General features: G+C 52.8%; 7 protein-coding genes. 6 read left to right on the top strand and 1 reads right to left on the bottom strand.

Annotation, left to right across the window (positions count from 1 at the left end; translation table 11 throughout):
* Positions 1 to 320: 320 nt before the first annotated feature.
* On the bottom strand, positions 321 to 1,667 hold the full coding sequence (locus tag RC85_RS23075; RefSeq protein WP_068267104.1) for a PLP-dependent aminotransferase family protein: 1,347 nt from the start codon (positions 1,665 to 1,667) through the stop codon (positions 321 to 323).
* A 125-nt stretch (positions 1,668 to 1,792) separates the two neighbouring features.
* On the opposite strand from RC85_RS23075, the gene RC85_RS23080 reads away from it, so the two are divergent.
* The 6 genes from RC85_RS23080 to RC85_RS23105 all read left to right on the top strand — a co-directional run bounded on the left by RC85_RS23080 (position 1,793) and on the right by RC85_RS23105 (position 10,978).
* Positions 1,793 to 4,516, top strand: coding sequence for a leucine-rich repeat domain-containing protein (locus RC85_RS23080; RefSeq protein WP_157594024.1), 2,724 nt, complete (start codon positions 1,793 to 1,795; stop codon positions 4,514 to 4,516).
* A 364-nt stretch (positions 4,517 to 4,880) separates the two neighbouring features.
* On the top strand, positions 4,881 to 5,852 hold the full coding sequence (locus RC85_RS23085) for a DoxX family protein (RefSeq protein ID WP_068267106.1): 972 nt from the start codon (positions 4,881 to 4,883) through the stop codon (positions 5,850 to 5,852).
* Positions 5,853 to 5,956: 104 nt separating this feature from the next.
* Entirely contained in the window at positions 5,957 to 7,819 is a 1,863-nt protein-coding gene (locus tag RC85_RS23090; protein WP_068267107.1) for a Gfo/Idh/MocA family protein, read from the top strand.
* Positions 7,820 to 7,829: 10 nt separating this feature from the next.
* Positions 7,830 to 8,228 carry a hypothetical protein gene (locus RC85_RS23095; RefSeq protein ID WP_068267108.1) on the top strand — a complete coding sequence of 133 codons (399 nt, stop codon included), beginning with the start codon at positions 7,830 to 7,832 and terminating at the stop codon, positions 8,226 to 8,228.
* Positions 8,200 to 10,212: a tetratricopeptide repeat protein gene (locus RC85_RS23100; RefSeq protein WP_157594026.1), complete on the top strand. Its 2,013-nt coding sequence runs from the start codon at positions 8,200 to 8,202 to the stop codon at positions 10,210 to 10,212. Before RC85_RS23095 ends, RC85_RS23100 begins: the two co-directional genes overlap by 29 nt.
* Positions 10,213 to 10,501: 289 nt before the next feature.
* Positions 10,502 to 10,978 (top strand): hypothetical protein, encoded by a 477-nt coding sequence (locus RC85_RS23105; protein WP_068267110.1) that lies wholly within the window; start codon positions 10,502 to 10,504, stop codon positions 10,976 to 10,978.
* The last annotated feature ends 176 nt before the right edge of the window (positions 10,979 to 11,154 follow it).

Here is an 11,154-nt window from a genome sequence, read left to right on the forward strand (position 1 = left end):
TTGCAAATTGAAAATTCTTGGGAAGCGGTATTTGCTGGTCAATTTACATTTTTCAGTGTTCATTTTGCAATTTGCAATCAACACCGAGGCCGGTCAGCCACAAACCCCCAAAGTCGTCCAGTTTCCCGCCACGCAAACATTTTCATCAGGCCAGGCGATGCCCACGCGGCTAAACGAACCAATCAATTTCCGGGACCAAAATTCTTCGCGGCGGTGGGTTCAGTCCGCGATCGGATCAAGTTCGACTGAACCCTGGCGGGATCAGCTACGGGCGGGGTGCCGGAACTGCGCTGCGCTTGTTCCGGCCTACATCGGGGAAATCATCCTGCCAGATTTTCTATCACTTCGGCCATCTTTGCGTCCTCGGATGCCCTGATCCATCGCAGGTCCAGTTTGACGCAGTCGTCGCCGACCGCTACGAACAGCGATGGCAGTTCTTCCCGCAACTCTTCGGCCCAGGCGGTCGGTGATTTCGATTGGTGTCGCAAACAGATTTGTCGTGACGGCAGCGTCCATCGACCGCGTGAGGTTAGTTTTGCATCGTCGGCTGTCACTTCGCAGCTCTTGATCCAATCACAGGCACCCAACCGTGTTGACAACCGTTCCGCACGGCTCTTCAGATTGTCTTGCGACGCTTCCATCAACGCCGTCGTCGGCAATCGGTCTTTGGACGATGCGATCTCAATCGCGACCGTCATCATCGCGAAGGTGGGCTCGCTGGCACGAAGCACCGGCCAGGCGATCGACGACGAAATCACATCCAGCAAATCACGCCTGCCCATCACGATGCCGCTTTCGGGACCACCGACCAATCCATTGCCCGGAATCACGACAAGATCCACCTTGGAAAGCCAATCGGAAACCACCGGAATGTCACTCGTGATGCAATCACTAGGTTCAAGCGTTGCGATGGGCAGGATCGCAATCTGAATCGCGTTGGATCCTGAAAGCTCGGGGGATTTTAAATCGAAAGCTTCGATCGCCTGATCGCCGCCATCGGCGATCACAATGCAGGGCCGTTCGATGCCCGCGAAATCCGCGGCGCTGTGAACGTTGGAACTGCCGACTTCCATCACCGTTGATTTCAGACCAGCCAGGGTGACGCCGATGGTGGAAAGAGCGGACGGCAGCGGCAGCCCCGCTTTTCCGCCATCGGCAGAAAGCTGGACGCAATTACTGCGATGAACCGCAATCGTATGGCTGGCTGAAAAGATCGAAAGCGAAGCGACCGCGGCCTCGAAACTGGACATCACCAACGCACCGTGCTGATCACCGTTTCCGGCGGCGCGATCCAACCGTCGTGAAAGCCGATCCACCATCATGTGCCCCGAAACACAATCGCCCAAAATGACTTCGCGGCCGACTTCGGTGACCGCATCGGCAAGCGGAACGCCGGTGCCATTGTCAGTCAATAAAACGCCGGTCGCGTTCAGCATCGGGACGGCCAACTGCGTGTGTTTTCGTGTCCAACGTTCGACCGACTTGCGACTCGATTCCGCACCACGCATGACCGCATCGATTCCTCGGGCAGCGGTTTGCGGCAGATCTTGCAGGATCTCGTTGGCCTGATTCTTAAACTTTTCGATCGTTTCGGGTTGGCGAGCCTTTTCAGCAACTTCGTTGAGGCTGCGGCGAAGAAGTTCGATGGTCCAATTGGGAAGTGCCATATCTGTTGTAGTTCAGTAGGTTGGATGCGTGATGTCAGGAAAACGATTGAGTGGGCATGACGGTGTTGGTATCCTTTATCTTAACCTCAAACCGTTCCGCGTAAGCCATCATGCTTGGCAATCAAATGCAAACTAGTTCAGGCTCGAAGGATGATAAAGGCCCGAAGGATGATAAAGGCTCGAAGGATGACAAAGGATTGATTGCTGCGTCGGTGATCGCGGGTTTGGTGATGCTGGGATTCCTTGCCGCCAATTTGCCATTGAAGTACGTCGATCGCCAACGAGAAGCCGAGGGCGCATTTCATCTGTCAGGATCGCGAATTATCAGCGACGCCGAAATGCCGGTCATGGCGGGTTGGCCGATGCGTTTTATGATTCAATACCCTAACGATCAAGTCGTTCGTTATTTCGCGTGGCCGCCGTTGGTGTGCAACCTTTTGATTGCACTGTTCGTTGGCTCGTTCGCGTTTTGGATTCTTCGTTATCGCGAAAAGAAGTTATCTGAGTCGTCTCAACAGCGCCGGACCCAAAAGTATTTCGACGTTTTGTTTGCGACCCTTATTTTTCTGTTGCCAGTACTTTTCTTGGGCGCGTCGTGGTTGTCAAGTGAACGTCAACGGCGACTCTTTCGGAACGTGGACAGCAAGGCAAGTGTTGAATTGTCGTGTTGGTATCCCCGATTGTTTGCCGACAAAGTTCCGTCGCCACTGCGAAGATGTTTTCTAAAACCTCGCAGCATCGAGTTCATCAGTGCAGAACCAGAGGAGACCGAATTAGTAGCTCGATTGCCGGAATTGGTGGGCATCAGTTTTTATCGAAGCGAAGTACCCAGCGGTTTGTTCGAACAGCTCTCGAACCACTTCCACCTAACCCGGTTGTCATTGGTACGGCAATCGGTGACTGATAGAAATGTTCAATCAATCGCATCGCTTCGGTATGTGGAACGGTTGCGGATCAGTAGTTGTGGGTTGGATGATCAATTGCTGGACCGGTTTAGCCATTGGGACAAATTGGAGTACGTCAATTTGTCAAACAACCCGATCGCGTTGTCCAATTTTGGTCAGCCAGCTTGGTCCGATTCAGTCACCGAGCTTACGCTTCCTCGACCGAAGAATGGAACGAGCGGTGAGCTGACGATGAAAGGCTGGCCGAAGTTAACGACGTTGAGTGTTCGACGTAGTTCGAGCGAAACGAACGGGGCGGTTTTGTCAATTCAATTGTCCGATCTTCCAGAGCTGGAATCATTGCTGTTGGATCGATACCAAAAACACAGCCTTGATCTGTCCAGCCTTCCCAAGCTGGAAGGAATTGACGATTTCCCGGACGGACAACATCGAATGTCGATGCGAGACATTTGGATCCCCGGTGGATGCTGGGTTGATTCAGTCCGGCTGATGCAGTTACCGCGACTTTCGCAGTGCAGTTTCTACCTTTGTGAACTTAACAATTTCGAGATTGACGAAACGCTCGATTGTGATCTGATCGAGTTTTCTTGTGAATTAGTTGCTTCGAGTGGCTGGATCAGAAAGAAGGTCACCTGCGATTCCAATTTCCAGAGCTTGATCGATTCGATGGGCAAGACAGCAGGCCCAAAGTCGCTTGTCTTTCACTCAACTCCGCTAACCAATTTGGATTTGAGTCCTCTGATCAATAACACTGCGATCGAGCGGCTGCAATTCAATGGTTGTGGGATCATGGCAGATCAAGTGAATCCAAAATCGCCGAAGGGGCATTTGGCTGAATTGAATCTGGGCGACTGTGTCCTGGGCGAGAATCAATTGCGGCGTTTGATGGCTGATTTTCCAAATCTGGAGGTGCTTCGAGCGAGCGGGATGGCGCTGAAGGAAGTGAATTTGGTGGAACCAAACCGATTGGAAATACTGGAACTTGATCGTTTGGAAAGTATTCAGAGTCTTCGGTTGGTCGATCAACATCGGCTCAGCACGAACTTAAAGTTCTCTGAAAGCCCGGACACATTGATCATTCAAAATTCAGAATCATTGTTTGGCATTGTGGTTGAAAAACCGTTGAAGTCGGGAGCAGCGATCAGCGGGCTGCGGAACTTGGAATGGTTTGCCGCGGGCGGTCCCGAAGTCAGCGATCAGATCGTTCAACAAGTTTTGATGTGTCCGGATTTAGATCGTTTAACTTTGGCGTATCCCAACTTATCAAAGTCGATGTTGCGGCAAATTGGTCAAGCGAAACACTTGACGGCTTTGATCATTCCCGGCGCTGGTGTCGATCAGGAAATCACTGATGCTTGGCACCCGCTAAAATCGCTGTGGGAAATCAATCTTGATGAAAGTGAGATCGGCGGTCGAACCATCCAGTGGCTTAGTCGCAACGAATCCCTGCGATCGGTGTCGCTTGCCCGAGCAAAGATCGATTCGCTGGGCCTGAATTCGCTTCATTCACTCAACCGCGTTATCGATTTGTCTTTGGCTGGAGTGGCATTGGCTTATTCAGATATCGCAAAGCTGCTGACCGAGGGATCGCTAGAATGCTTGGACCTTTCGGGGTGTCAGATCGATGATCAAATGCTGCAGGGCTTGGGCAATGCCAAGACGCTGCTTTCCGTGAAATTGCACGGTTGCCAGGTCTCTGAATCGCAGGTCAACGCACTCAAGGAAGCCAAGCCGGACCTAAGGGTCGTGACCGATGACGAACCGATGCGGCGTTTGCAGTTGGCGAGCACAGAGATGGACGGTGTGGAACCCGCGATCGGGATGCGGGCCTGGCGAGATTCAGAAACGAATCGCAATCGAAAGAGAAGAAGGGCATCCGTGTTCAATACTGGCACGGCACCGTCCGTCGGTGACACGTTGGACCTGGATCATTTTCGCGGTTAAGTAAACGCGGGAGCTGAGACGCGTGCAAGCTGATCGGCTGGGGGCCCTAAAGTAGGCCGTAGCGAGTGGAGCGAGTTACGGCAGGTATGGAAGTGCCGTAACTCGCTCCACCTGCCACGGCCTACAAAAACGTCTGCCGATTAGCGTGCCTGCACCCCGTGGACGGCAAGACGTCGCTTTCGTGCAAGGGGCATCGGGCGTTCAAGGGGCATCGGGGATTTCCAGTCTTGGATCTTTTCGAGCGTAGTGGTGGTCCGGTCGATTTTTTGTGTAGAATTAATGTGGTGATCCAGACTTCCTTCATTGGCCTGGACCGGGGCATCATCCCACCTTCCAACCCTTCCCTCCTTTCTGGTCGCTTTTCGTGCGAAAGTTTTTGTTGCTTCCCCTTCGACTCTCTATCGGGTGGGGGATCTCGCCAAAACTCATTGGTTTTACCGCGATCTTGATGCTGGTTTTGTTGCGACTTTCCATCGGCTGGCACTTTTACACCGAGGGTTTGACCAAGCACAATCAAGGCAACTGGACCGCCGCGCCTTTCTTTGCCAACGCTCGTGGGCCGCTTGCGGAGCAGTACCGGCAAATGGTTTGGGATTACGACGGTCGCTATCGACTGAACAAAAGTGCAACGATGCAAGTGTTAGCGGTTTACCGCGAGCAAGTCGCAACCCATTTTGATTTTGATAAAGACCAGAAACGTCAAGCTCAGGCCAATTACGCCAAGGCGATCGACCAATTCGATTGGGTGATGGATGAAAACGCAGCCGACATCGAAGAGTTCAAATTAGGAATCGATCGAGTCAAAAAATTCGACACCGATGCTAAAGAAAGAAGTCTTCGCGAAGGAGTGGATTCGCTCGGCGGCCAACGGGACACGATCCGGCGAGAGTGGACCGGGAAAGCCAGACCGGCGCTCGATCAGATCGACAAGATTTGGGACAACTACGCAGTTGCTCAAAACGCGATCGCATCCGAGCGGCAACTCGCAGCCAAAGGGAAATTTCCGCTACGGAAACCTCGCACCAACCGAATCGACACCAGCATCGTGGACGGGTTGCTGCCGTACTTTGACATCGCGGTCGGACTGTGTTTGCTGCTGGGGCTCTTTACGCCGGTTGCAGCCTTGGCCGCGGGCGTGTTTTTGTTCTCGGTATTCCTAAGCCAGTACCCGCCGGAAACTGGAACCACGTCCAGCAATTATCAATTGATCGAAAGCATGGCCTGCTTTGTCTTGGCATCGACCGGTGCCGGGCGATTCGCGGGACTCGATTACTTCCTGCATTTGTTTGTTCGCAAATCAGAAGCGGATGAATTTGACGAGGATGATGATGCCTGAAAAACAATTCTGCGAACAAACCAGAAACCAAAATTAAACGACGACCAGGTTTCCTGACACGTCAAAAAAACAAGCTTCCCAAATACTCATATTTTCAAGTTCCTATGGTTGATAAACTTTCAGCAGACGCTCGAGAAGTCGGAAAAGACAATTACTACAACGCCGTCGGAAGCTATTACGACGTCAATCGTCGCGACTTCCTGCGTAGCATCGTTTCGGCGGGGGCCGTCAGTGGCGCTGGTCTTGGCGCAGCCTATTTCGGTTACGGCAAAGTCAACGATCCAGTCCGAATTGCGGTCATCGGAACCGGCGATGAAGGCAATGTGTTGATCGGTGGTTGCAATCCCGATTATGTCGAAGTCAAAGCGATCTGCGACATCCGACCGTTCGGTCAATACCGAGCATTCAACGGCGATTGGTCCAGCCCCGCTGCTCTGACGCGACGACCAGGTTTGGTCAGTGTTGCTGGTTACAAGGACGAGGCCGAAGCTCGTCGAAACGTCAAGGTTTACGACGGAACCAACGGCGGAATCACCGCCTGTTTAGATGATCCCGATATCGAAGCCGTGATTATCGCGTTGCCACTTTGGTTGCACGCGTCGGTTGCGGTTCAGGCGATGGAACGAGGGCTGCACGTTCTGACCGAAAAGCTGATGGCTCACAACGTTGCCCAGTGCAAAGTGATGTCACGTTTAGCGGATGAACTAAAAGATCCAGCCGGTAACCCGTTGCACTTAGCGACAGGTCACCAACGACATTACAACGTCAAATATGACAACGCCATCAACCTGATCAAATGGGGATTGCTGGGGCAACTCCACCACATTCGGGCTCAATGGCACCGCAGCAATGTGCCCGGTGCCGACAGTTGGAAGATGCCGCTGCCCGGTGGCGAATTGGGGGCCAACGGCGAAGTGTACAACGACATCCAGGATGACATTCGCAACCGAATCGGGAAACTGGCGAAAGAGAAAGACCCGGATACGCGAGTGCGTTTGGAAATGGAGCTTGCTCAATTGCAAGCCTGGGATGCGGACAAAAACGTTGACGCGTCCAAGCATGGTTACCAAGATTTCAGCATCGGTGACGACGTGTTTACGTCGATGGAAGAATTGCATCGATGGCGTTTGTTTGATCGCACCGGTGCTGGTTTGATGGCGGAACTTGGAAGCCACCAACTCGATGCCGTCAGCATTTTCCTAAGCTCGCTTCGGGATGACAAAAAGAAAGTGCATCCGCTGAGCGTTCATGCGGTGGGTGGTCGGCATATCATGCCGCGCGACCGCAGTGTTGGTGACCATGTTTATTGCATGTTCGAGTTCCCCGGGCCGGAATACGATCCAACGTTCGACGTCGGCTACTATGACAAGATCCAAAACTATCCGGGGTCCAAGAAAACTGGCAAACGAACGTACCAACAAATCGATCCGGTACCTGGTTATGACACTGACCCCAACAAAAAGGTCGTTGTGACTTATTCGTCGATCAATGGCAACGGCTTTGGCGGTTGGGGCGAAGTCGTCATGGGCAGCAAGGGGACGTTGGTTCTGGACAAGGAAACCGACGTTCTGCTCTATCGCAACAGCGACACCAGCAGCAAGGTCGGCGTGTCGAAACAGGCCGGGGGCTACGCGTTGGACACCAGCGCCAGCGGCGACTATTCGGCTCCGATTGCCAAGGCCGCGGATTCTGGTCCGGTCAGTCGCGGGTATCGGGAAGAGATTGAGCACTGGGCTTATTGCATCCGCAATCCATCGCCCGAAAATCGCCCACGTTGTTATCCCGCAGTCGCTATGGGCGATGCGGTGATCGCCTTGGGCACAAACGTTGCCCTTAAGAAAGCAGCATCCGGCCAAAGCGGTTATCTTGAGTTCAAAGAAGAGTGGTTTGACATCGATAGCGATGAAGTTCCCGATGGAAGCGACATCGCTGCGGAAACAGAGTTCGTCAAACAGCCTGTGACCTAGGTGAAATACGATGGAAATTCGTGCGAGCGATATGCTGATCAAGTTGTTCGAGCCTGATGATCAATCAGAATCGGCGATCATCAAATTGCAGCACAAGCCGTCGCAGACCGAAGTCATCAACGGCGAAACCGTTTCGCAGAGAGAGAATCTTCGTCGATCGGTTCGCGACCTGATCGACAAGATGAATCCAAAACCTGATAAGATCAAGCAACCACACTTTGTGCTTTTCGATCAGGTTAAAGTTCACATGCCGGACACCATTCACGATGGCGAGGTCGCCCGGCAATCATGGGACTTTGTTTCGGCCCAGTGGAAGTACTTTGTGGATTGCAACAATTCGCACGTCAACGCCTGGTACTTTTCAGCGGACCTGGATCTGGATGAGCCTGTACTTTTTGAAGATGACTGAAGCACCGACAAAAGGAATATCAAACATGGGTCTGCAATCGATCGCGAGAACGGCTAGTCCTGAAGCCGCGTCGAGTAAAAGCAGCAAAGTGGATCGTTTGACTTTTCTGCCGGGACTCTTTTTAAGCCTTGTTTTCGTCAGCAGCGTATTCGTCAGTAATCTGTACGCTGAATCGGATACTGATGTTTCCGCAGAAAACGGCTCATCCGAAAGTGAATCACCCACGGCGTCGCCATCGTCGGAAGTGCATCAATTGATCGAGCGATTGGGGGCTGAAAGCTACGCGACGCGCGTGCGAGCACGGGCACAACTTCAACACCTTGGCTTGGAAGCGTTTGACGAACTTCACGCGGCTCAGAATCACAGCGACATTGAAGTCGAGATGGCGTCGCGTTACTTGGTCAGCAGCCTGATGGTCAGTTGGGCAAAAGACACCGATCCCAAGCCTGTCAAACGAGTGTTGCATGAATACGGCAGCCAATCGGAAGTCGAGCGAGGAAGCCGAATCATGCGGCTGGGGCAAATGGAACCCAGTATGTCCGTGGACGCTCTGGTTCGTTTGACACGATTTGAAACGTCACCGCAATTGAGCGAAATGGCGGCGCTTGAATTGATGAAGCAGTCGATGGTGATGGATGCGGACGTCCGTCGTGGGATGAGCGACAAGATTGCTTCGGGGCTGGGGGATTCCGATCGACCGCCAACCGAATGGCTGCGGGTGTATGCACAAGATCTGGCTGCTGGAAAGTATTCGCCGGACGCTTGGAACGAATTGATTGCAGTCCAACGAGAGAGAATCGATACCGAATCGGCGCATCCGGCAACCCGCAAATCGGTACTGGAACTGGTTCAAATTTGTGCCAGCCGTTCGGCCGATCTTGGCAACCGTGACGAGGCGATTCGATTGGCGACTGAACACCTAGATTTGATACAACCAACGTCGCCGAAATTGATTGACGCAGCCACGTGGGCGATCGATCACGAATTGCATCCGGTCGTTTTGAATTTGCGTGGTCAGTTTCGGCGGATGTTCGATGAAAAGCCGGTCTTGCTATACGCCGCAGCCGAGGCACTGCAAAAGCAAGGCGACGTGACGGGGGCGGAATCGATGGCAACGGCGGCACTGAAAAAGGAGCCGATGCCGACGAAAGAACAGGCGGAGAAAATGTCCGATGCGGCGAAGCAGGATCTTGCCCAAGCTCATTTGGACATGGCAAAACGATTACAGAAACGTGGTCAGTTTGAATGGTCGCTGCGAGAATTTGACGAAATCCTTCAATCGGTTGATCTGGCGTCTTGGGAAAGTGCGATCGTCCGTTTGTCGGCCAGCCGAATGCTGGGCGAATTGCAGCAGCACCAGAAAGTGGTGGACATGTTGCAGCCGTTTGTCGATCGCTTGGACAAGGACGAAAAACTGCGGATGGGTTTGCAACGCCGCGGATTGAATTTGAAACTGATCCGCAGCGATTTGGAATTTCATGCCGCATTGGCATTGGCAGAATCCGGGAAGAGATCTGAATCGAGAGAGAAGCTGGCGTTGGCGTACGCCAAAAGCGGTCGAAACATTGACATCTTGATTGAGATGTACAAAACCGATGGCAATGATGAATGGCGTCGGGAAGTCAAAAGGCATTTGGCGCTGGTAACGCGATCAAACGAACAAGACATTGAAAAAATTCGCAAACAAATTCGCTCCGGCAGGGTTTCGGCGCAGGGCGAATTGAGCGAATTGTTGAACAACTACGCGTGGCTGATCGCCAACACAGAAGGCGACTATGAAAAAGCACTTCGCTACAGCCTTGAATCGCTGACGCTACGAATTGACGGAGCAAAGTACGACACGTGTGCCCGTTGTTACTTTGCCGTTGGCCAGATTGAAAATGCAATCAAGACTCAAAAGAAAGCCATCAAGCTGATGCCACATTCACCGCCTCTGGAACGTCAACTAGCCGAGTTCGAAAAGGCACTTGCGGAGAAGCAATAAGTTCGGGTGCAAAGGTAGGCCGTATTGAGTAGAGCGAAATACGGCTATAACTAAAGGTTCGTTCCTATGACACTGTTTAAAACGACCTCGGAGTTTGCCGCCGACCTGCCCGTAGCTGATCCCGCCAGGGTTCAGTCGAGCTTGTTCCGGTCGTCTACTGAAACTTTATGGCCTGAACCTTGCCGCCTGAAATTTATCGCCTGAACCTTATTGCCTGAACCCTGGCGGGATCAGCTACGTTTTAAAACGGTCTCTAAATAATAATTTCCGAAACGAGAGAACTAGTTCGATGGTTGGAAACTGGGTCGAGATTGAATTTGATTGCTTACCGCTTCGCAGCATTTCGCGTCTCGACGTGCCTGTTGACGCTTCGCCAAAGTACGAACAATTTGTGCTGCGGGTCAAAGAAGCGATGGCAAAGCACGGCACTCTGAACACGTACTACTTGCATCGCGGCAAGTGTGTTTACCGTTTAACCAACGACGCCAACCGTGGCGAAATCATTTTCAGCTTCGAGGGAACCGTGCTGACGGGCGACCGCGATGTCAAAACCCGAGCGGTTGACGTTCGAGTGGAACTCATTCGAGAGACCTGCGAATGGCTCAACGAACCGATGGTCGAATTTTTATCCGAATCAGTTCGCCAAGCCTTGCTAGTGGAATTCGATCGTTACATCGAAGCAGGCGATATGGAGAAAACTCGTCAACGCATCGAGCAAATGCAAAACGACGGCGATCCCGATTCATTTGTCGGAATGTACCTGTAAACCGTTTAGCCGCGTGGGCATCGCCCCGCGCGCCGTGATCGGTTTCTAAATTGTTTAACCGCGTTGGGCATCGCCCCGCGCGTCCACGCGGAACGAAACTCGCGGGGCGATGCCCACGCGGCTTAGTTAGGCCCGGAGGGCCGGCAGCTCCCTGCCGGGTGCGCGAGCACCCGGGT

It is taken from the genome of Rubripirellula obstinata (genome assembly GCF_001642955.1).
Classification (GTDB): Bacteria; Planctomycetota; Planctomycetia; order Pirellulales; family Pirellulaceae; genus Rubripirellula; species Rubripirellula obstinata.

What these genes read in the sequence shown, in the direction of transcription:
- RC85_RS23080 (WP_157594024.1), top strand. Translation starts at nt 1,793, where the DNA reads ATGCAAACTAGTTCAGGCTCGAAGGATGATAAAGGCCCGAAGGATGAT.
- RC85_RS23090 (WP_068267107.1), top strand. Translation starts at nt 5,957, where the DNA reads ATGGTTGATAAACTTTCAGCAGACGCTCGAGAAGTCGGAAAAGACAAT.
- RC85_RS23100 (WP_157594026.1), top strand. Translation starts at nt 8,200, where the DNA reads ATGAGCCTGTACTTTTTGAAGATGACTGAAGCACCGACAAAAGGAATA.
- RC85_RS23095 (WP_068267108.1), top strand. Translation starts at nt 7,830, where the DNA reads ATGGAAATTCGTGCGAGCGATATGCTGATCAAGTTGTTCGAGCCTGAT.
- RC85_RS23105 (WP_068267110.1), top strand. Translation starts at nt 10,502, where the DNA reads ATGGTTGGAAACTGGGTCGAGATTGAATTTGATTGCTTACCGCTTCGC.
- RC85_RS23075 (WP_068267104.1), bottom strand. Translation starts at nt 1,667, where the DNA reads ATGGCACTTCCCAATTGGACCATCGAACTTCTTCGCCGCAGCCTCAAC.